Genomic DNA, 23,426 nt, shown 5'->3' with positions numbered 1-23,426 from the left:
ATAGATATTAATTACTTACAACTTTATCCATAGCCTCTGCTAACACTTTAGCTGATTGTTTCGACGAATACTGATCTAAGGATTCAAGTGTTGGAGACCAATCTTCATTCTTTTGAAAGGGACCTAGTACGTTACTTATGGCTTTAACAATTTTTGGTTTAGTATCACCTTCTTCATAAGCTACTAAATAAGCATCCGCCTTTACGTCTTTAATGACTTGTACTGCAGAACTTTCGGCATGCAAAACAGTAAACAATGGACGCTCACTTAACAAACATTGAAACGTTTTTGATGCTGTATAATGTTTTTCAGTACTACCAAATAACATCACGCGATCTGCATGTGACAAATAATTTAATATGTTTAAGAAGGGTTGTCGCTCTCTTTGTTCTACAACCATCTCTTCTAAACCATAATCTGCAGCATAAGCCGTTATGCGTTTTGCAGGATAAGGACCTGTACCAATAAAAAATAATTTTATATTAGGATCCCAGTTACCTGCATCTTTTAATTCTTTTATGGCATTAAAGAAACAATCCATAAATAAATGCGAATTGGGTAAAAACGCACCTGCATAAATCCAAGGTTTACAGTTTTCAATCTCATCCCAAGGCATCTTTAATCCTTCTAATTTTATTTTATGATCATTTGGATCAAAACCATATGGCATTCCTGCATGTACAGGTGGCTTTTTAAAATTTCGTTCTATTACTGGCCAATAATATGGTGTAGATACACCTGTTATAAATGCAGCCTTTTTTACAGCATATGGCTCTAATGTTCTCGCTACAGATTGACTTAATTTTGCTCTTGTATCATTTTGGTTTGTAATATCTCTTACCCAAGGATCTATATAATCAATACCATACGGAATGCCAGTTTTATTATGAACTACTCTACCTAAAATTGCAGTGTAAAATGATGGTATCGGCACCCAAATACAATCTATTTTGCGTTCCTTACATATACGCAAGGCTTCTTTTTTAAGAAACGGATAAGCGCGTAAACCAATATCGCCTATTATTCTAGGTTTCCCTACTTTGTAAGCTTTTGTATAGATGACTTCAATATCTTCTGATGCTGTTTTAGCGATATGCGGATCTGGTGTTTCTTCATAAAATTTAGAATCTACGGTTAACAACAGAGGTTTCCAGCCAAATTGCTTTAAGTAGTTCCCAATTAAACGAGGACGTTGAACACCTGCTAAATTTGCAGGCACCCAATGTGGGTATATTATTAAAACGGTTTTCATTCCAGTAATTTCTTTAATTTTATTTGTTCATTTTCCCATGAAAATAATTTGGCATTGTGCCATCTCTCTATCTTATTTTCCGTGGATAAAACATCTCTATTTATCTGCATTAGACTATCATTTAATGAAGATTCCATTATTAAACCAGCATTATAATTTAAGGAATTTAAAAATTGAGATTGTCCAAATGTATTTGTAGCCAAAATATACAGACCAGATTGTGCATAAGCCAAAAATTTATTCGTAAGACAAATATCTCTATTATAATCTACCTGTTCACTTTCTAATGCAAGACCAATATCCATTTCACCTAAAAAATTATGCAAATCTTCCTGACTCATTATATCATGCAGAATGATGTTTGAACTTAAAGTCATGGTGTCAATATAGGGTTCATTTTTATTACCTATGAGATGAAATTTCACTTGACTCATTGCTTTTGCAGCTTCAAAAACCTGTTCCAGTCCGCGATTAGGCCCTATATGTTGAGAGAACCAAACACATTTTATGTGAGTTGAGTCTTGTGGTTTTGGTTGATTAAAATCTATTGCATTAAAGGCATTGATAATTGTGGCTTGCTTTGTTTGGGCACTAACATTAAAATGCTTTTCGCATTCTATTTCAATACCTTTCGAAGCATAGGTAATGCTATTTGCTTTTAAAAACCCATGAGACATGATCAGCATTCTATTTCGCTTTTCATATTTTTTATTAAAATATAAGGCCTCTCCAGGATAATAATCTTCTATATCTAACTGTAATGATACTTGGCTGTTATCTGACAACTTCACAGCTGCATAGAATGCGCCTAAATTATGCGCAAAAACCCTACTAAAAGCAAACTCTCTAGCCATTTTTTTTGCTGCCAACCAAAGTTGAGGTGCTTTATCATTACTAGCATAGGCAGCTATCTTAAAACTATTTAAAAAAACAGAATTCAGTAAAATAGCCAATTTATGTTTGATCTTAAATTGCACTGTTTGGAGCACTTTGTTTTTCCTATCTATCTCTACAAATTGTACTTCTGGATTCCTTATTTTTATAGCCTCAGTAAGCTCCAACGTCCAATCGTGATGTATGTAACTCAAAACAAAACAATTAAAATCTTTTTTTAACGCTTCAAATTCTTTTACTAAACGAGGGTTAGCTGCTAAACTTGAAGTTGTAATAAATAAAAGATGAGGCTTTTTTTTCAAATTGACACTTAATTTTTACTTGATATTTATACTGCAAAAATAATCGAAATAATCTAGCATTATTAGTTCTTATGGCTATTTTTAATAATCTCTCTTACTAACTTTCAAATGTTTAAAACTATTTGATGATTATCTCATTGCAACTTAAAATTAATTTTAATCAATATTTTTAAATCTTTCAGATTATCCTTTAACAAACTCATTTAATCCTTTTGCCCTAATATTGTAGAATTCATTAGTGGTATATACCATTTGATCTTGGTTATAATATTAATTTAAGCAAGGTCTTTATAATAGTTATAGTATTACTGCAAAAACCTAAAATAGAAATCCTTAATTTAAGGTTTTATATAAATTGAAAGGATAGATTTTCTAAGTTTAATTATTCGAAATGCATGAAGCAAATCACAGATAAACGACAACATTGAGTCTCGCATTGGATACCTTCTATAATTAAGAAAATTTTAATTGATATGAAAAAAAGATTAATTAAGGCTCTAAAATAACTTTTAAAATTCGTTCAGTGGCAGAACCATCCCAATATTTAGGGATTTGCCCTTCCTTATACTTATTAGCCATGATTAAGTTTATCTTACTTAAAATGTCTTCTTTACTAAAATCTAACAAAGTATTAGAACCAATTTCTGTAGTACTAGGTCGCTCCGTATTGGGTCTTAATGTTAAACAAGGTTTTTGCTTAAATGTTGTTTCTTCTTGTATACCTCCACTGTCAGTAAGTACCATTTTACAATTATGGACTAAATTTTGAAAACTAAAATAATCTAATGGCGTTAATAATTGTAAATTCTCTATTTTATTGAACTGTTCTTCTAGATTAAATTTTTTGATATTATTTAGAGTTCGTGGATGTATTGGAAATACAATAGAAACATCATCAGGTATTTCTTTCAAAAGAGAAAATAATTTTTTTAATCCTCCTATATTATCTACAGTTGCAGGTCGATGAATAGTTATTAATATAAATTCATCCTTTACTAATTTATAAGATTGTAAAATAGTTTTAGCCGCTATATTGTCTTTAAATGATACAAGAGTATCAATCATTGTATTACCAACAAAATGTATTTTAGATGCCGACTTACCTTCTTTTAATAAATTATCTATACCACTTTGCTCTGTCACAAAATACAAATCTGAAATTTCGTCAACCAAGATTCTATTCACTTCCTCTGGCATTGACCTATCATAGCTTCTTAACCCACTTTCTATATGGCCTAACGTAATACCTAATTTTTGAGCCGTTAGAGCAGCGGCTAATGTGGAATTAACATCTCCAGGCACCAACATTACGTCAGGCTCAAATTCTTCAGTAATTACTTTTTCTAAGCGCAGCATTATTTCAGCCATTTGAGTATTAGGTGTGGCTTGTGAAATATTCAAAAAATAATCTGGCCAAATATCTAATTGCTGAAAAAACACATCTGCCATAGACTTATCAAAATGCTGCCCTGTGTGTACAATTTTTATATTAAATTGACTTTTAAATTGTTGCTCTGCTACTTTTTTAAACTGAGTTACTTTTATATAATTTGGTCTTGTACCAACAACGATGAGAATATTTTTCATTTGCCAATTGTTTTTTAATCTTCTTTATATCTTAAAAACTTAAAAAGCTAAATGATTGATTTGACAGGCAGTGTATCATCACTATATAATTTAAAATTAAAACTCTCAAAGATTTCAAGACCCGCTTTAACATCATCGTCAGACACTACCTTTTTCCATTTTGAAAGTTGAGCCATTGGGTCCGTATTTGTATGACCTTTACCTGAACTAAAACTTTGTTTACTTAATGCGTCCTCAAAATAATTAAAATCAATTTTACAATTTAAAAATTGTTCTAATTGTTCATGACATGATGGTTTATCCATTACTAAATCCTCGTAAAACAATATTATGGATTTTTCTTTATCCATATGATTTAAAGCATATGAAAATTGGCTAACTGACTGAAAGACCAATAATGTGAATGCAGATTTTATTAGTGTATATTTATCTTCATATTGCAAAAAAAAGCTATCACTTTTGTTTGAGGATTCATATTTCCATGATGAAAAATTTTCTTTATGATAGTCAAAATTTTTACCAAAATTCAATGAAGAGGCAGCCACAGCAAATGGATGTCTTAATAAAATAATTGAATTTAAATTGTACCTCTTTTGAAAATAAGAATACATAAAATTCCCAAAACACATCTTATGAATTGTGTGCTTACTTCTACTAAATGTTTTAGGGTTGGAAAAGCGAAAAAATCGAATATTCCTTTTATCTAAATTAAAATAAGCGTCAAAATACGTATTTACTTCAGAGTCTTCAATTGAGGCTATATGAGGATGCCAACCCAAATCTAATTCTTTATAACTCTTTAATGAGTATGGATTTATAGTATTAAAACCAACCGCTCTATGGTTAAATAAGGGCTCCCATATTAATCTTGCTTTTAGAACACCAACTAAAGTTTCTGCTAGTAAAGTTGTACCTCCTCTAGAAATCCCATAAATCAATATATTTTGATTATGCTTTACTTTTGCCAACTTAATGTTAACTATAAAATTAAGGATTTCACTAACCTTAATAAGATAAAACTTTAATTTATTCATATTACACCCAACTATATTATTTTATGTATCACTTTTGAAAACAACTTTGCAATGCGCCAACCAAAACAATTTTTAATAAATTCTATTAATTTTCCTCCAAGAACGGGAACAAATTGTGAACCGCCAAATTGATTTGATAAAAACATAGCCTCTTCTGATATGTCCTTAAATTCAGGATATGCACCAATTGCTATAATCTTATATTGTAAGGCCATGGCATTTTTATATTCGATTGTATCGATTGAATATTTAAACTGTTTCGATTTAGAGTTTAATGCTTTTAGTTGACTCTCAAAATGTTCTCTCTGTTTTTGGTTAGCAATATTAGAACCTTTAATGTGTTTTCTATAATGATTTAATATTTCTGGCACATAAATTACTTGATTTGCTCGAGTGACAACTCTACAAAAATATTCACCATCTTGATCTTTACTTAAGGTCACATCCCATGGTCTTGTTGAATCTAACAACTTCTTTGGTGCCAACCACGCACTTGTCTGAACCATATTTTGAGGGCCATTTGCGCCATAAAGATTTAATAAAAACTCTTCTGTATTATCTGTTGTATAAAGAAAATTCCAATCTGTAATCACACCATTCTCAATAGTATCATAAAAATGATTTGTATTGCAAACTGCAATAGCCTTTTCATTATTAGATAATGCTTTTACCTGCGACTCAATTTTATCTAAACTAAGTAAATCATCATTATCTAAAAACTGAATATACATCCCTTTAGCCATACTCAACCCATAATTTCTAGCAGAACAAGCCCCTTGTAATGGATTTTTTAATACTGTAACATTCGTTTTGTTTAAAGTTAAAAGATATTCTAATGATCCATCTGTAGAACCATCGTCAACAACAATTATTTCTATATTGTTATAAGATTGATTATATACAGAATCTAAAGTATCTTTAATATACTTTAAACCATTATAATTGGGTATTATTACTGAAACTAATGACATAGCAAAATAGATAATCTATAAATTCTTGAATACTTTTGTTTTAACTGTGCAAACTTCTAAGTATTAGACTTAACCGCTGTAAGCCACCTGTCATATGCACCTTCTTTAGCTTCAAACTCACCTTTAGAAATAATTAGGATTTCTAATAATGTAATTCTAACATATAAATTCATATGAGCTATTCTATTTAATTTCTTTGAAAAGAATTTTTCTAATACTGAAAGGTCATTGGGAAAATAGTCTTTATTAAAGGCATGATCTGGAGATTTATATATAGTTATGGAAATATAATCAAAAAAACGATTTAATAAACCACCATCACCCCAATCAATAATTTTTATACGGTTATTTTTAGACAACACTTGTCCTGCATTAAAATCGCCATGTACTAACGCTAATTCTAACTTAATATCTTTTTCTAAATAGTCATTTTCGATTGAGGCTCTTAACTCTTGAGATGCCCGAAACAAGCGATCATTGTTAATTTCACCTAATTTATTAACTAAAGTTTTATAATATTCGTCTAATTGGATATTTTTTAATGTTTTACGATTAAGTTTTTTGATTTTTTTCTGAGCTTTGATTAATTGGTTCTCATTTATTAATTGATTTCCAGCGCCAACAGCCAACTCTTCAATATAATACTTTGGATTATCAGATATTTTTAAAAGCCTTGGAAACACTTTAGAAAGGTTTTTAAATTGTTTACCCATTTTACGAGCATTAATTTCATTTTGAAATCGCTCAGCATAAGATTTCTTTGCTAAAACATGAGTCACTGTTTTATCACTATTAGAAAACACACCAAAAAAATGCCATTCTACGTATATTAAGTCAATTTTATTCCAATGAATAGAGCTGGGTGCTTTTAAATATTTAATGTCATATTGGAGTCCTATTAAGTTCAAAAGTTTATGGAAAACAGGAAAAATGGCAACAATATTTAGCAATGACCAAATTAGGTACGTTTTATAAGTTCTTACCTTATAAACGTAATTAAAGAAAAAACGTATTGACGATCTTTTGAGATTAATACAGACGTTATAACGAGGAATACAAATAAATTTTTCAGATGCTTTGATAGTTTTATCGTGCAAATTGGCAGTCGCTAGCGTCTTAAAAATGTAATCAATTTCATATCTTCTTATTTTCATACTATCAGTAAACATTGTATTTAAAAAACAATTTCTTAGACCATTCTATTTTCTATAGGCGATGTAAGTTGTATTTATCCTGTTTATATCTAAATTATAAATACAGTAAGGGTTTAAATTATTTTAAGCTATTTTTAAAAAAATCCCTTTCTTTTTTAATTTTTTCTAATGGCCAATCCCACCATTTTTTTACAGATAGCTGGTCTATAGTTTCTGGCGAAAAACGATATTTTATTACTTTAGCTGGCGAACCTGCAACAATTGCATACGCAGGAATATCTACAGTTACAACAGAGTTAGCCGCAATAACAGCTCCATCATTTATTTTTACGCCAGATAAAATTAAAGAATGTGCACCAATCCAAACGTCATTTCCAATAACAATATCTCCTTTTGAAATAAAGTCATCATTTATTTCTTCGTTAAAAATGTTCTTAAATATTGGATACGTTGTTGCCCTAGCCATTGCATGATTGCTTACTTGCATTGAAACATTTCTAGCAATAGAACAAAATTGACCAATAATTACTTTCCCTCCATGAGCTACAACATCAGTATTAGGTCCATTTAAGCTCGTATATCTTCCTATTTCAATATTACCATATAATTCACATCTCGCAACCATAGCACCTTCAGCGATATCAATATTACCATCTAAACGCGATCCATATACTTTTGAATTCTTATTTATTTTAACCTTGCTAGACATGGGTATAAAATTCCCAAATCGCAATAAGAGATAAACCTTATTAAATAGTTTGTTTTTAAGTTTACTAATCATTTTTATCTAAAAGGTTTTTAGTAAAATTTTTATAGTTTGACTCGGCACTAAAGTTTTTGTTAAAAAAACTTTTTATTTCTGACTTGCTAAAACTAATTTTATGTTCTACGATCAAAGCTATTTCCTGTGCAATGTCTTCGTTAGTCGCACTCAAATCTAATAAAACCCCTGTTGTATCATTTACAATTTCTGGAATTCCAAAAATGCTGTAAGCCATAATTGGGACACCAAAGCTTTGAGCTTCCATCATTGAGACTGGCAATCCTTCTTTTAAACTTAAAGATAAAAATAAATCTACATCATTTTCTGAATAAAAATCAAGGACTTTTTGATTTGCAACATGCCCTTTGTAATCAAATGTTATATTAGACGGTAGATGTTGAGCTGCTTCTAGTACTTCTTTTTCTTTAGGACCATCTCCAAAATGTACCCATCTAATGGTTTTATGCTCTAATTTCATTAAACATAATAACTCAGGAATCCTTTGAATTTGTTTGAAAGGAAAAAGGTTGGCGCAACTGACAATCAAAAATGTCGTTTTTTCATCAACTTTAAGCTGAGACTCCAATTTAGATTTATTCGCTCTAACCCCTAAATAGGCCACCTTTACTTTTTCACTATATTTAGTTAACTGCTGATTAAAATATTCTTTATTATAATTACTAATAGCAAATACTTTATCAATATTTTTGAGAATATACTGTCTAAACGGAACGGAACCACAATCCCAACGTTCATTAAAAACATCAAATCCGTGTGCTCTACAATAAAGATTAGAAATGCTTTTTTTAGATTTAAGATATGCTAAACTCAATGTAGAATTTACAAACCAATAATCATAAAAAACGGGATTATTCAAATTCGATTTTTCTATAAATGATTCAATTAGTTTTGCTTCTTTCAAAGCATTGGCTAAATAATATATAAAATAACCTCCCGTAAGATAATGTACTCTTTTTTTATCGTTTAAAATCGTATACGTATAAATTTTAAGAACTGCTCTTAAACGGTTAAAAGAACTTAAAATATATTTAAAATGATTATCAACCTTTCCACTATTTACTAAAAAATCGTTGACTTCAACATTTTGAGGTAACGCACGTTGTCCTGAATGTGTTTTCTCCCTAGGAATTATGATAACTCGTTTAAATGCATCCGCCAAATGCTCAATTTCATTTTCAATGAAAGTCTCAGATTTCTTTCCGTAAGGATAATGCAAAGTAAAAAGCACTAAAGTATCTCCTGTTTTCATACCGTAACAATGCGTTGTTTAGAACCTGACACAAAAGATATTTTACCACTGATAAAATCATTTAAATAACGTTCTGTTGTTTGCGGACCAACATATAGACGCGGTAAGGCATGCATATGATTTTGATGTTCTGCCATAATATTACCCTTTCTGCCTGTTGTTGAGGTTTTAATTTTAGTTTTATACATTAATTCAACTTCTCTATCCCCAACCTCTACTGGAGAACCAAATGGATATGCGAAATGCTCTATTGGAGTATTTAATCTTGACTCTAAAATTTTTACAGATTGATTAACTTCTTGTAATAATTGGCTATCACTAATAGCCTTAAAGGAAGGGTGATTTACAGTATGAGCTGCTATTGTTACTAATGGATCTGAATTTAGTTGAATAATTTGATTCCAATTTAATGCCAAATCCTCCACTTTTTCGTAAAGAGGCATGCTATACTTTGAAAATATTGTATCAATGAGGTTCAACTGTTCTGCGCCTTCATAACTTTTAATAAAGTGGCGTAAATAATTAAAAGTTTCTTCTTTGTCAGTATAACTTTGAAGATTGAAATTAAAATTTTCTTCTTTAAAATTAAAAGTCAATCTCTGTTCCTTAAGTAATAAATCTTCTAACAAATACCACCATAAGACTGCTTTTTTATCTGGAAAATTTGTTGTTACATAAATTGTAAATGGCACATTGTGTTTTTTAAAGATAGGATGCGCGTGAGTTAAGTTATCTACATAACCATCGTCTAATGTAAAAATTACAAATTTCCTTTTTATTTTTCCTTGAAGATAATCTGGTAAGTCATCTAAAGAAATAAAATCATAATTTCTTTTCTTAAAATAAACAATTAAATCTTCTAAATGCTCTTCGGTAATTTCAATACCAGTATTACGAAGCCGCTCGTTACTTGACTTAGGAATTACACGATGAAGTACAACAATTTGACCCAATCCTTGATATAATCCACGAAAAAAGGGAGAAAGTGCATTTTTAATAAAAATCTTTCCTTTGGTAGTATCCATATTAAAAATTTAAGATAAAAAATTCTGAATATAATGTATCAATTAATTCATCATTTTCCGCATGTCTATAAACATACGGTCTTTTTCTAGGGTAATACTTTTTTTTGACCGTACTATCTTCCGGAATAAACCTATCTGCTATTAAAATACCGATAGACCAACCCAATTTTCTGCATATTTTTAAGGCATTACTTGTATTAGAGTAGCTCTTAAAAAACACATCTGGATTGCTTATGTAATGAATTTCAGCTAATGTTAATCTATTCTGAATACTCTTTTTTAAAACTGATACCTTATTAAAAACGTTAGGTACATAGCTCCTTTTTTTACTAATTATAAAACAATCTAAATTGTCAGCTTTTAGATATAAAAACTGAGCGTTTTTAAAATCTCTATGATCATTATACAACTTCAAATCTTGCGGACTAAGCAGCTTTACCGCATTCTTATCTGTGACTTTTTCAATTTCAAATTTTACTAGCCCTTTTGCACCTTGCACTGGAAGTATTTTATAATTTTTATAAGCCACTTCATTAAATTTCAAACTCTTAAATATCTTGAAAGGCCCTTCAGATGCCGTAAAATTTGTAATTACATGGTCTTTCAATCTTAGAACTTTAAGCAATAATGCCATACCTCCCATTTTTACAGAAGGATCTACAATCCAGCTGTGCGTATTACAAAATTTTTTAACTTCTCCATTTACTAATCGCTCAGAAAAAATTGTTCCTATAAATCCTAATAGCTTATTATCGACTTCTAACACATATCCATAGTGATTATGAGCTGCATTAAAATTCACTTCGGTAATCTTTTTCCAATCTGTTTTGCTCAAACTTGTATTATTAAGTCTAGCGAGAAGCTTATAAACGGCTTCAAAATCTAACTGAGTCGCCTCTCTAACAGTCATGGTTATTAATAATTATCGTAGTTATAATAATAAATAGATTATAAAGCACTGAACAGCTCGTTCCTATTTAAAACTGAAGAAATTTAGTTACTTATTAAGCTTCTATTTTCTCTTCAATCTTTATTTTTATTAATTGAAAATTAAGCATTTCAATAATATCTTCTTCTTCGAATTCAATATCAAACTCGTCTTCTAATGCAGTTACAAGATTAATGGATCCTATAGAATCCCAATTGTCTAAATCATCTGGGCTTGTGTCTTCGTTAATCTCTTCTGTTGATACATCAAACACGAGAGCCATAATTTCTTTAAGTTTTTCTTCAATATTAGGCATAATGTAATGTTATATAATTATACGCGTTAGCGGCTGCAAAAGTAGCCTTTTTCATTGAATATACGGTCATTGTTTCAGATTGTTCTTTGAGCTGAAAACCAATTTTAGGATAAAAATCAGCAACTTGTGCATTCTTTTTAGTTACAATATAAGACCCTTCTAGGTGTTGTGTTTTAGCGAACACTTGAGTTAATACTTCTTCTAAAAATCTATATTCTACTGTTCTTCCCAGTATTCTGCAACTCATTAAAAGCGCATCTATATGTGCAGTGTTTTCATCTACATAGTTTACTATACATAGACCAGTAATACCACTATCTCCAAATTTGTCTTTTACACCAAACGCAAAACAATCATAAGCTTCGTCATTTACAAATTGTGTTATTTGAGCCTCAGTATATCTTGGTGTAGTTAAATTAAACTGATTGGTTTTTTGTGTCATTTGAGCCATTCGAGAAATGAGTTGCTCGTCATTCTTATAAATAGTCAACTCTAAATTTAATGCCTTCAAAAAATCCTCAAAACTTTGTGATTTTCCTTCAGCCTTAGAACGCGCTACGTTCTGCTTATATTGATCTAGTTTTTTACCGTCTTCTTGGCTTTCATTGAGTTGTAAAAAATAGTTTGTCCATTGCTGCTGATCCACATAGTACTGCACCGCATTTTTTGGAACTTGTATCGTCTCTACAGAAGGGACTTGATCTCGCATTAATTGAACTTCAAAGTCACTATCATCAACAAAAACAAAAGAGTCTACACCTATATTTAGTTCTGAAGCCAATTGCTTAAGGTTTTCACTTTTTGCTTCCCAATTCACTTTTTTAGCAACTAATACGTCTTGCTTTATTGTTAAATCTGCGTGGTTCTCTAATACTTTATCGACATCTTCTTCATTGTTCTTACTTGCTAGAGCCAAAAGAACACCCTTTTTACCTAAAGACATTGCTCTATATTGTGCTGCCGCAAACGCCTGACCTTTGTATGTGTTTTCATCCATGGCTATATGATCAAAGCCATCTTCTCCTAAAATACCTTTCCACAACGTATTATCACAATCTAATGCTAGCAATTTTTTAACTTGTCCTGTTACTGCGTTAAAATAAGGCTGAATAAGTTTCATATAACTCATATAAAACCCGTGTTTATATAACAATTTATTCTTTAGATACCCTTTAAAGTCAATGGTGTTTTCTATGCCTGATTGTACTAGACATTTATCCGTATTAACCCATTTAATTGATTTAGGTGCATGCTCTTCACAAAATCTATTTAGCCTTATTGCTAATTCTTCAAGTTCTCCCGTTTGGGTTTGTAAATAACTAAATGGTAATGCTGTAAAACGATTCATTATGACTAAAGATGCATTAGCTAACGCTGCAAAAGTAAGTTGCAACTCGGCTTGTATTTTTTGTTCTAATGCATAAATATGCTCAGTATCAAAACTATCAATTTTATATTCCAAGCCGTGTAAACAATTGGCAAGCTCCCAAAATATAAGAACAATTTTATTGTTTAAATCAAATTCTTGCGCATTTTGAGAGATATTATCATAGTCTCCAAAAGTAATATCAATATTAATATTGTTTACTGCACAATTATATTCTAGGTAATCTTTTATTGGGTTTGTAGTAATATTATTAAGCACTACAAGCTCAATATTATGTGAGTAACTTTTCTGTTCTAAATTAGCTTTAGCTTTTAAGAGCTCTAAATAACTGTTCATAATAAAGGTATATTATATGATTTTCCTTAATGTGTTTACCGCATCACTTGACCACCATTGATACGAATGGTTTCTCCTGTTATAAAACCACTTTTAGACGAATCTGCTAAAAACACGATTGCTTGAGCAATATCATCTGGTGCAGCCAAGCGTTTAAGTGGTGTTTTTGCAGCCGTTAACAATTTTATTTTTTTAGGCAAATCAGCATTTAAATCTGTATCAGCGATACTTGGAGAAACTGCATTTACTCTAATTTTTTTGCTAGCTAAATCTGTAGCCAAAGACTTAGTTAAACCCAACAAAGCTCCTTTTGCTGTTGTATAATGTGCTAATTTAGCAAAGGGTTGTTCTATTGACTGAGTCGTAATAAACACAACACCTGCTTGCCTTTTAGCAAGATGATTTTCTAACTTTTGAGTTAATAAGAACGGTATTTCTACGTGCAATTTTATTTGTATTGCAAAATCACTCCAATCTAATAATTGAAAATCTATATTAGGGATTGAAGGGCTTGATGTATACACTAAAGCATCTAAAACATCTGTGTATCTATTGACAGCATCTAAAATATGTTCTACTCCATCCTTTGACGTTAAATCACTTTGTATAATTCTTAAACGCTCTGGTTCTTTAAGCGTATTTCTTAGATTTAGTAAACCAGTTTTATTACTATTGTAATGTCCAATAACATGAAATCCGGCATCAAGTAATTGCCTTGTAACTTCTAGGCCTATTCCACCAGATGCTCCAACAATCAAAGCTATTTTGGGTGTATCTTTTAATTGTTCTATAGATTGTTCTTCTACTTTTTCAAACGGAATGATTTTAACTTTAGCGTTACCTGTAGTTACTTTCTGTTTGTTCTGATTAAAAATTACAGTAGATAACTCTATACTCTCTTCTCTATCATTCTTTTTAAGTACTTCTGCAATTACAGTTATGGTATCTCCGATTCTAACCGGTAATAAAAACTCTAAACTTTGAGAAAACCAAAGCGCTCCATCTCCAGGTAATTTCGTTCCAATTACAGTAGAAATAAATGATGCACCCAACATACCATGTGCTACTTGTTTTTTAAAAGCTGTTTTTTTTGCATAGGTCGCATCAACATGTAGACGATTATCATCACCTGTTAATTCTGCAAATTTATCTATATCTTTTGCGGTAATAGTATGTACTACTTCGGCTGTTTGCCCTATAAAAATTTCAGAATATGTCATTTAATATAACTTTTAAGTACTGTTTTATTGAAAAAAGAACCTCCATATTCGAAGTATTTTTTCCTCAACTTTTTAATATCATTTGGCCTATAGGCTATAAGCTTTATTAGCGTATTTATAATAGATTTTTTCAACAATCCTTGTCGTTCATGAGATAAGTCTACATGGACTAATACACTTATTAAAACCTCTACTACATTTCGTAATTTAGCCTCCTTCTTTAATAATGAATGAACACCACCTTCATGAACACGATAAATTGTTGTTACATCCGGAAGTCTATAATAAGGCTGTTGACTCGTTATTAATAAATTTAAAGGCCAATCTCCAATTTTTAGATTAGTCATCCAATCTAAATTAGATATAAGTTCTTTTTTAAAAAGAATCGTTTGAGAATTTATTTTATTTGACTGCGCTAATGATTCAAAAGAAATCTCTCCTTCCTCTAAGATACTGTCATTATATGTATTTTCATTTTCAAAGAACCAACGGTTGTTTGTAGACACACCTCCATAACTTGGTTGTTGTTCTAAAAAATCGACTTGTTTTTGAAGTTTGTTTTCATCAATCCAGTAATCATCACCTTCACAAAATGCAATATATTTACCCTTACACGCTTTTAAAGTTCTTAAAAAATTTGGTAAAACACCTAAATTAACACTATTGTCTAAAAGTGTAATTTTATTATTCGATGCTGCTAATTCTTTAATAATTAAAGCAGTACTATCAGTGGAGCAATCTTCACCAATAACAATTTCAAAATCGAAATTGGTGTTTTGCCCAATAATACTTTCCAAACTTTTTTTTATGTAAGCCTCCTGATTATAGGTGATAACGCATACAGACACAATAGGATTGAGATTTTTATCTGCCATTATTTTAAAAATCTTTCAAATGGTTTTCTTTCTCTAATACGTTTTGCTGGTGATCCGTAATAAAGGCCATGACTCTCTAAATCCTTAACGACTAAAGAACCACTGCCTACTACAACATTTTCTCCAATAGAAGTTCTATCTAAAATAGTCACACCTAATGCTATCGCAGAATATCTACCCAAATTAAAATATCCACCAGTTGTAACACCAGCTGATAATGATGAAAAATCTGCCATTGTACAATTGTGCTCTAAGGAACTGTTTGTATTTATGACGCAATGGTTTGACATGTTGGCTTCAGAATTAATAACAACACCTGGCATGATAACATTTCCAACACCCATTTTTGCGGTTGGACTTATGTAGGCGAATTTAGATATAGCGTTTATGAATTTAAAATCTTCACTTTGTTCCAAAATTTCTGAAACCACTTTTTCTCGCAAATAATTATCACCTAAACCAACAAGTCCTGCATTAAAATTATATTGTTTAGATAATTTTTGAATCTCATTTTGTCTACCAATAACTTTATAGCCATAAAAACTATCTCCTATATTAATAACTGAGTCAATTATCCCAACAATCGAATATTCTGGTCGATCTCTAAGAATATCTATTATTACCCTTGTTTGAGGTCCTGCACAGCATATGACAATATTTGTTGTTTTCAACTTAATAAATTTTTGATAATTAATAATTGATTTTCCTTACTCAATTTATCAAATAAAGGAAGCGTTAACACAAGCTTAGATTGCTGTTCAGACACTTCAAAAACATTTTCGCTTTCTGTGTAATTTAAAGTGTTCAAACTTGGAAAAAAATAACGTCTACAATAAATATGATTATCATCCAGTAATTTTTTCTTTTCTAACAAGTCTTCTTCCGTTTTAAAATATATTGGAAAGTAGGCGAAATTAAAACCAGGCTCATCAATAAGTTCTAATACTTTAAAGTCTTGACTAAGATGCTCTCTATACATTAACCATTGCTCCTTGCGCTTTTCTAGAACAGAAGACATATGCTTTAAATTTGCTATTCCCATAGCGGCATGGAACTCTGAATTTTTACCATTTATTCCTATGCCCCAAAAATCCTCTTGCCCATTATGGCCAAAGTTGCGCATATAGTTTATTTTATGAGCGACATCTTTATTGTTAGTGAATAACGCACCTCCTTCTACGGTATGAAATAATTTGGTAGCATGAAAACTAGTAGTGCTAATATCTCCATACTCAAAAATTGATTTCCCTTTATATGTAGTTCCGAAACAATGGGCTGCATCATAAATGACCTTTAAATTATGTTTTTTAGCAATAACTTCAATGGCTTCTACATCACAAGGGTTACCATAAACATGCGTTGCAAGAACACCTGTAGTTTGCGGTGTTATGGCAGCTTCAATTTTTTTAGGATTAATATTACAAGATCCTTTTTCTATATCTACAAAAACAGGCTTACACCCTTCCCATACAATACTACTTGTTGTGGCTACATAAGAAAACGGCGTTGTTATAATTTCTCCTGTGAGTTCTAATGCTTTAATAGCAATCTGTATAGCAATTGTCCCGTTATTTACATAACTAAAATGACCTTTATAGTTTAAAAACTTTGGGATTTCAGATTCTAATAAGTTAACTAAAGGTCCACTATTGGTAAGCCAATTTCTCTCGTACACTTCATCTAATAAGGCGTACAACTCTTGTTTTGGCGGTAAAAATGGTTTGGTTACAGGTATCATATTAATATCCAAGTTTCAGGTATAAATTTTGTTTTTTCAAAGAACGCCTGATAATCTTGATTTCGATACCAAGCCTTTGGCGCTAATACAGTTTTATTTGGGTTTTTATTTAGCCAAGCAGACCACCAACTGAAGGTTGAGTTAGCAATGATATTATGCTCACATGCTGCCATAAACATTAAATCAAAATAATCTTTATAAAGCTCTTTTTCTTCTATAAAATAAGTGTTTTCTAAAGTCTTGAATTCATTCTTAACCCATTCTATATCATCAGAAAAAAAAAGAAATTTATTTGAGGTCTCTTTGTTAGATTTAAAATAGTCAATACATCTATCATAATAATTACGATCTAAAGTTTCAAATAATTGATTCGCTCCTTTATCAGATATATAATCTGCACGACGAATATGAATTGAAATAAACTTATTTTGTTTTATCCATTCGATTTTTTTCTTGAATAGATCTGTTTTTAAATCTTCTTTTAATTCAATATTTTGTAAAAGTTCAGTCCTTATATTTTTAAAATATCCAGAATTAGCAAAATAACCATTAAGATATTGATCTTTTGGCGTTGCTTCTAAAATAGATAAATCTAATTCTCGATCTCCTAAACTATAATAACGCTTAGAGTTTCTTGGTTTTAAAGCGTTAGTTATTCTTTCAAATATAGAAAGATTTAAAAACGCATCTACTTCTTTTTTAGAATAGATTTTATTGTCAATTTTAAATGAACATAATCCAAACTTTCTTCCATAAGGATCGCTCTCAAAAGACTTGATATCTATTTTTAATTCTTGATTCCTTTGTTTCGCAATTGCTAAGCTAGCAGCATATTCAAATAATTGATTACCTAAACCACCTTTTAAATTAATGACTACCATTTATTTTAATTTTCTTTTTTGTCTAAAATAAAATTGCCCGATTCTCTTACCTATGTATGTTAAAAATGTAACATTATCAAAATAATTAATACCATATCCCATTTCGCTATTCACTTTTTTCATTAAAGCATTAGCATTTAAATTCTTTACTCTCTTATATGGTATAATCTGTCGATTCATTGGACGGATTTTACTAATCTTTTGGCCTCTACTATTTTGTCCTTTTTGAATATCTCCATTAACTTTATTATATGACGTAGCATTGCTTATAACGTTCTCATATTCTATCCCCATTTCGTCACACATCTTATTAAATACTAATTCTGGCGATTCAGTAAAATCTTCATATTTAAAGATAGGAATATTAAGTTGCTTTAAAGCAGTAATATAATTTTCATAATATTTAAAAAAGCTGATGTGGTCTGGTTGACCTCTAGAAATCCATACATCTATAGCATTTCTAACGAATCCTATTACAATTGGGTCGAGGTGTTTTAAATCTTCAAGTATGCTAAATGTATTACTTGGATTATTATTATTTTCTCTGAGCGGTTCAAAATCAACAATAGACCAATCTCGAATGATTAATTGCTTATTGTTATTAATACAATGCGCATTTAATTCTGTAGCTAATTCAGAAAAAGAATCAGATTTTAGATCTATATCGTACCAAGTATGCGCCTGGCTCTTAATATCATATAAAGGATTTAACATATCTACGCCTGATCCTCCACCTGAAGAATTCACTTCAGACATCACTACGGTGTCAGTTAAACTTGACAAACACTTATTAAGTATTGTACCACCTGAACGCGCATAACAAAGTATTATAATAGGTCTTTTCATTATTTTACAAAAATAACTTTAATTTTTTTCTTAATGTTGCGAATATACGGATTCAAAAAAACCATAGTTTCAATCCAATCCTCATTTTTAGATTTATAATTAAAATATATAAATAATATGCCAAACACGATACTTCCAAATATTAGATTGAGTAAATAATAATCTTTAAGAAAATAAACTAGCACATATACCAATCCTAATGCAACGACAGTATAAGCCACTTGTAAGAATATTTTCTTTAATGGGATACTAATTTTCAAGTTGATTTCTTTTGATGCAAAAAACAAATCAGTTATACCTGTTACACCAGCGTAAGCACCACTTACCAATACAAAACTAAAAATACCAAACGGAGCAGCTATTAAAAGTGTAATAGTATAGATTGTACGTTTTATCAATATATACCTTAAACTAAATCGAGATTTCCCCCTAGATATTAAAATATTGTTACTCACGCTACTAATTGGCATAAAAAAACCTGTAATGCAAAGTATTTGTAAGTAAGGAATTGTTTCTGCCCACTCGTCTGTTAATAGCAATAAGATAACTTCTTTAGAATAAAAAGCTAGTAATAACATTATAGGCACGTAGACAATGCTAAGCAGACCTATTGAAAATGAAAAGTACTTTTTTAGTCTATTCTCGTCATGTTTAATTTTTGAATATACAGGAAAAAGCACTTTATTAAGGACTGACGTGATAGTAAGCAAAGGCAACACCTTCATTGATTTCGCTCTATTATAAAACCCAACGCTTGCAGGGTTGTAAAATCTACCGATTATTAAAACATCAATTTGTTCAAAAATACGCGCAACAAAATTAATGCCTAACATATTCGCTCCGAACTTTAGATACCCTTTTACCTTATTTAAACTAAAATATAAACTCGGTTTTAATGGTGAGACTACCCAATAAATTATAGTGGTCAATCCTGCGCTTACTAAATTCCTTATTACCAAACTCAAAACACCAAAACCATCGTATGCCAAATACAATCCTAAGCCTCCAGTAACAACATTGACAAAGACGCCAATCATAGTTAATTTCTTAAAATCTAAGTCTTTTCTAATTAAGCTTCCTAGGCTACTGCTCATTGAGCCAAAGATTAGACCTACTGCAGATAATTGAAATAAAAACTCAAGTTGATTATCTTTAAAAAAATCGGCAAATAATCCAGACGTAAAAAAGAGAAAAACGAAAAGTATTACTCCAATCCCAAGGTTAAACAAAAATATACTAGAAAAATCTTTTTTATTTACACCACTTTTTTGAATTATCGCACTACCTAATCCAAAATCTTGAATTACATTAAGTACAGTAGTAATTCCCATAACTAGGCCTATGAGACCAAATGCTTCTGGCCCTAAAAGTCTAGCTAAAACTATTGAAATTATAAATGTGAGTAGTTGATTAGTTACCTGCCCTAATAAACTCCATGAAATACCACTTACTACTTTGTTTTTAAGATTGTCTGCCACATGATTTTAATTAAAGTTCAATAACAACTTTTTTTTGTTGTAATTTTTAAATCAACACCATTATTTCAAGTAGAACTAGCCTAAAACAATGCTTCAAAGTTAATCTCTCGAGAGCTTTTATATAATCTATTATCAAGTAATAAACTTTATATTACTATCCCCTTGCCGTAATCTTTTTCAAATAATCATAATAATCACCTTTTAGGCTCGCAGTTGATTCTATAATTGACTCCTTTGTAACCCAATCATAATTCATTGCGATCTCTTCTAAACAAGCAATTTTAAGTCCTGTGCGTTTTTCTACCGCTTTCACGAATTCTGTAGCTTCTGTAAGTGCTTCGTGCGTGCCAGTATCTAACCAAGCAAAACCTCGACTTAGTATTTGCAGTTTTAAGTTCTCTTCTTCTAGATAGCTTTGATTTACTGATGTAATTTCTAATTCTCCACGACTTGATGGTGTTACATTTTTAGCCACTTCAATTACAGAGTTCGGATAAAAATATAACCCAACAACTGCATAATTTGATTTTGGCACTTTGGGTTTTTCCTCAATACTAATTACATTCTTATCAGTATCAAATTCTGCTACTCCGTAACGCTCTGGATCACTAACGTAATTCCCAAAAACAATGGCTTTACCAAACTCTTCTACGGTTTTCACAGACTCTTTTAATATATTTTGAAGACCAGCACCATAAAAAATATTATCACCTAAGACCAAACACACATCATCATTACCAATAAATTCTTCTCCTATAATAAATGCTTGGGCTAAGCCATCTGGAGATGGTTGCTCTGCATATTCAAAATTAACACCAAATTTTTCTCCTGATCCCAACAGTTTTTTAAAATTTGGAAGATCGACTGGTGTAGAAATTATTAAAATATCTCTTATACCAGCGAGCATCAGAACTGATATTGGATAGTAAATCATTGGTTTATCATAAATTGGCAATAACTGTTTACTCACACTAATGGTTAATGGGTGTAACCTTGTGCCTGACCCACCTGCTAATACAATTCCTTTCATCTATCTTATTTTATAATAAACCTTAATCTAAACTTAAAAATTTATCTCTTACTTCAACCAAAAAACACTAAAATTTAATGCGTTGAATACTGCTTATTGTAATAATCCTTATAATCTCCTGAAACTATATTATTTAGCCAAACTTCATTATCTAGATACCAATCTATAGTTTTCTCTATACCTTCTTCAAATTGTAATGATGGCTCCCAACCTAGTTCTTCTTTCAATTTTGTAGAGTCTATAGCGTAGCGCATGTCATGACCTGCCCTGTCTTTTACATAAGTAATTAACTTTTCAGACGTTTTTTCTTCTCTGCCTAGCTTTTTATCCATCACCTTACAAATTACTTTTATAAGGTCAATATTTTTCCATTCATTAAATCCGCCAATATTATAAGTATCACCGATAGTTCCGTTATGAAACACAACATCAATAGCTCTTGCATGATCCTTAACGTATAACCAGTCTCTAATATTAAGACCTTCTCCATAAACTGGTAGTGGCTTATTATTTCTAATATTATTTATAAATAGCGGTATTAATTTTTCTGGAAATTGATTTGGCCCGTAATTATTAGAGCAATTTGTTATCACTACAGGTAAACCATAGGTGTTTTGATATGCTCTTACAAAGTGATCTGAACTCGCTTTTGAGGCAGAATATGGCGATTTTGGATCATACGATGTTTCTTCTAAAAAATAGCCTTCCTGTCCTAGTGAACCAAATACCTCATCTGTTGAAATATGATAAAACAATTTATTAGAATAATCACCTTTCCAACTTTCCTTTGCTTGATTCAGTAAGGTTAACGTGCCCATTATATTTGTGTGTGCGAACTCAAATGGATTTGTGATAGATCGATCTACATGTGATTCTGCAGCTAAATGTAATACAGAGTCTATATCATACTTTTCAAATATTTCCTTTACTAAATTTTGATCGCAAATATCTCCTTTGATAAATTTGTAGTTCGCTTTGTCCTCAATATCTCTTAAGTTCTCAAGATTTCCTGCATAAGTAAGCGCATCTAAATTTATAATATTGTAGTCTGAATACTTTTCTACAAATAACTTAACAACATGACAACCGATAAATCCAGCACCTCCAGTTACTAAAATATTCTTCATTCTATATTAATTTTACTTTAAGTTTATAGCTATAATTTCCCAAGAAAAGACAATAACTGATGCTTATATTTTTACACTTTTGTAAGCAGATTGATTTGCTTTAAACCAAGCATAAGTATCACGAATACCTTTATCTAAACTGTATTTTGGCAACCAACCTAAAGATTGTAATTTAGAACTGTCCATCAATTTACGTGGTGTGCCATCTGGCTTAGAACTATCCCAATTGATAACACCATTATGTCCTACGATATCCTTAATGGTTTCGGCCAATTCTTTAATTGTAACATCTGTACCTGTACCAACATTATAAAGATGTTCTGGCAATTTGTTTTCTACTGCAAATATTACGGCTTGTGCTAAATCATCGACGTGTAAAAACTCTCTCATTGGCGTACCGCTTCCCCATAACTCTACAGAAGCATCAGTTGGTTTTGCCTCATGAAATTTACGCATCATAGCAGGTAATACATGAGAACTTTTTAAATCAAAATTATCATTTGGCCCATATAAATTTGTAGGCATTAGGCTTACAAAATCCTTACCATACTGTTTCCTTATTGCCTCACAAGCTTTAACACCCGCTATCTTTGCAATGGCATACCATTCATTTGTTGGCTCTAAACTATCTGTAAGCAGATATTCTTCTTTTAGAGGTTGAGGCGCAAATTTTGGATAAATACAAGAACTCCCTAAGAATATAAATTTAGATACATCTGCATTGTGAGCGGCATCTATTAAGTTATTCTGAATCTGAAGATTTTCCATTAAAAATGGATACGGATTCTCATTATTCGCTAATATACCACCAACTCTTGCTGCCGCATCAATAATAATGTCTGGCCTATAATTATCAATAAAATCAATTACGGCTTGTTGGTTTCGTAAATCTAATTCTTTACTTGTTTTACCTACAATATTAGTGTAGCCTTTGGCTTCTAAAGCTCGCCAAACCGCAGAGCCGACCATACCGCGATGACCTGCTATGTATATTTTTGAATCTTTCCCCATA

The 23,426-nt window shown here is 30.9% G+C and carries 22 protein-coding genes; all 22 read right to left on the bottom strand.

Features of this window, described 5'->3' with window-relative positions:
* Positions 1-7 precede the first annotated feature (7 nt).
* Positions 8-1,252 (bottom strand): hypothetical protein, encoded by a 1,245-nt coding sequence (locus tag Q0891_RS04170; RefSeq protein WP_299099032.1) that lies wholly within the window; start codon positions 1,250-1,252, stop codon positions 8-10.
* The gene (locus tag Q0891_RS04165) at positions 1,249-2,448 is read right to left on the bottom strand and encodes a hypothetical protein (protein ID WP_299099030.1); all 1,200 of its coding nucleotides are present in this window, start codon (positions 2,446-2,448) and stop codon (positions 1,249-1,251) included. The genes Q0891_RS04170 and Q0891_RS04165 overlap by 4 nt, the downstream gene beginning before the upstream one ends.
* Before the next feature lie 489 nt (positions 2,449-2,937).
* A complete protein-coding gene (gene wecB / locus Q0891_RS04160) occupies positions 2,938-4,035 on the bottom strand; it encodes a non-hydrolyzing UDP-N-acetylglucosamine 2-epimerase (RefSeq protein ID WP_299099028.1) in 1,098 nt (365 codons plus the stop codon).
* A gap of 47 nt (positions 4,036-4,082) precedes the next feature.
* Positions 4,083-5,069 carry a sulfotransferase domain-containing protein gene (locus Q0891_RS04155; protein WP_299099026.1) on the bottom strand — a complete coding sequence of 329 codons (987 nt, stop codon included), beginning with the start codon at positions 5,067-5,069 and terminating at the stop codon, positions 4,083-4,085.
* A gap of 11 nt (positions 5,070-5,080) precedes the next feature.
* A complete protein-coding gene (locus Q0891_RS04150) occupies positions 5,081-6,040 on the bottom strand; it encodes a glycosyltransferase family A protein (protein WP_299099024.1) in 960 nt (319 codons plus the stop codon).
* A gap of 56 nt (positions 6,041-6,096) precedes the next feature.
* Complete coding sequence (locus tag Q0891_RS04145) at positions 6,097-6,948, bottom strand: phosphotransferase (protein WP_299099022.1); 852 nt, start codon at positions 6,946-6,948, stop codon at positions 6,097-6,099.
* A 364-nt stretch (positions 6,949-7,312) separates the two neighbouring features.
* On the bottom strand, positions 7,313-7,975 hold the full coding sequence (locus tag Q0891_RS04140) for a CatB-related O-acetyltransferase (protein ID WP_299099020.1): 663 nt from the start codon (positions 7,973-7,975) through the stop codon (positions 7,313-7,315).
* Positions 7,968-9,227 (bottom strand): glycosyltransferase, encoded by a 1,260-nt coding sequence (locus Q0891_RS04135; protein WP_299099018.1) that lies wholly within the window; start codon positions 9,225-9,227, stop codon positions 7,968-7,970. Before Q0891_RS04135 ends, Q0891_RS04140 begins: the two co-directional genes overlap by 8 nt.
* Complete coding sequence (locus Q0891_RS04130; protein ID WP_299099017.1) at positions 9,224-10,252, bottom strand: polysaccharide deacetylase family protein; 1,029 nt, start codon at positions 10,250-10,252, stop codon at positions 9,224-9,226. The genes Q0891_RS04135 and Q0891_RS04130 overlap by 4 nt, the downstream gene beginning before the upstream one ends.
* Before the next feature lies 1 nt (position 10,253).
* A complete protein-coding gene (locus tag Q0891_RS04125; protein WP_299099015.1) occupies positions 10,254-11,162 on the bottom strand; it encodes a hypothetical protein in 909 nt (302 codons plus the stop codon).
* 94 nt (positions 11,163-11,256) lie between these two features.
* On the bottom strand, positions 11,257-11,496 hold the full coding sequence (locus Q0891_RS04120) for an acyl carrier protein (protein WP_299099013.1): 240 nt from the start codon (positions 11,494-11,496) through the stop codon (positions 11,257-11,259).
* Entirely contained in the window at positions 11,489-13,219 is a 1,731-nt protein-coding gene (locus Q0891_RS04115; protein WP_299099011.1) for an HAD family hydrolase, read from the bottom strand. Before Q0891_RS04115 ends, Q0891_RS04120 begins: the two co-directional genes overlap by 8 nt.
* 35 nt (positions 13,220-13,254) lie before the next feature.
* Positions 13,255-14,439 (bottom strand): SDR family oxidoreductase, encoded by a 1,185-nt coding sequence (locus Q0891_RS04110; RefSeq protein ID WP_299099009.1) that lies wholly within the window; start codon positions 14,437-14,439, stop codon positions 13,255-13,257.
* Complete coding sequence (locus tag Q0891_RS04105; RefSeq protein ID WP_299099007.1) at positions 14,436-15,314, bottom strand: glycosyltransferase; 879 nt, start codon at positions 15,312-15,314, stop codon at positions 14,436-14,438. Before Q0891_RS04105 ends, Q0891_RS04110 begins: the two co-directional genes overlap by 4 nt.
* Positions 15,314-15,985: a NeuD/PglB/VioB family sugar acetyltransferase gene (locus Q0891_RS04100; protein WP_299099005.1), complete on the bottom strand. Its 672-nt coding sequence runs from the start codon at positions 15,983-15,985 to the stop codon at positions 15,314-15,316. Before Q0891_RS04100 ends, Q0891_RS04105 begins: the two co-directional genes overlap by 1 nt.
* Positions 15,982-17,064 (bottom strand): DegT/DnrJ/EryC1/StrS family aminotransferase, encoded by a 1,083-nt coding sequence (locus Q0891_RS04095; protein ID WP_367179557.1) that lies wholly within the window; start codon positions 17,062-17,064, stop codon positions 15,982-15,984. The genes Q0891_RS04100 and Q0891_RS04095 overlap by 4 nt, the downstream gene beginning before the upstream one ends.
* Positions 17,049-17,933, bottom strand: coding sequence for an alpha-1,2-fucosyltransferase (locus Q0891_RS04090; RefSeq protein ID WP_299099003.1), 885 nt, complete (start codon positions 17,931-17,933; stop codon positions 17,049-17,051). Before Q0891_RS04090 ends, Q0891_RS04095 begins: the two co-directional genes overlap by 16 nt.
* Positions 17,934-18,779: a hypothetical protein gene (locus Q0891_RS04085; protein ID WP_299099001.1), complete on the bottom strand. Its 846-nt coding sequence runs from the start codon at positions 18,777-18,779 to the stop codon at positions 17,934-17,936. It lies immediately after the preceding gene.
* Positions 18,779-20,257, bottom strand: a complete 1,479-nt coding sequence (locus tag Q0891_RS04080; protein WP_299098999.1) for a lipopolysaccharide biosynthesis protein — start codon at positions 20,255-20,257, stop codon at positions 18,779-18,781. The genes Q0891_RS04085 and Q0891_RS04080 overlap by 1 nt, the downstream gene beginning before the upstream one ends.
* A gap of 154 nt (positions 20,258-20,411) precedes the next feature.
* On the bottom strand, positions 20,412-21,287 hold the full coding sequence (rfbA, locus tag Q0891_RS04075) for a glucose-1-phosphate thymidylyltransferase RfbA (RefSeq protein ID WP_299098997.1): 876 nt from the start codon (positions 21,285-21,287) through the stop codon (positions 20,412-20,414).
* A gap of 74 nt (positions 21,288-21,361) precedes the next feature.
* On the bottom strand, positions 21,362-22,414 hold the full coding sequence (rfbB, locus tag Q0891_RS04070) for a dTDP-glucose 4,6-dehydratase (protein ID WP_299098995.1): 1,053 nt from the start codon (positions 22,412-22,414) through the stop codon (positions 21,362-21,364).
* Positions 22,415-22,477: 63 nt separating this feature from the next.
* Complete coding sequence (locus Q0891_RS04065; protein WP_299098993.1) at positions 22,478-23,425, bottom strand: GDP-L-fucose synthase; 948 nt, start codon at positions 23,423-23,425, stop codon at positions 22,478-22,480.
* Position 23,426: the final 1 nt, after the last annotated feature.

It is taken from the genome of uncultured Winogradskyella sp. (assembly GCF_947498005.1).
Taxonomy (GTDB): Bacteria; Bacteroidota; Bacteroidia; order Flavobacteriales; family Flavobacteriaceae; genus Winogradskyella.
Note: the sequence above shows the minus strand (reverse complement) of the source record. Positions and strands in the feature narration are given on the sequence as shown.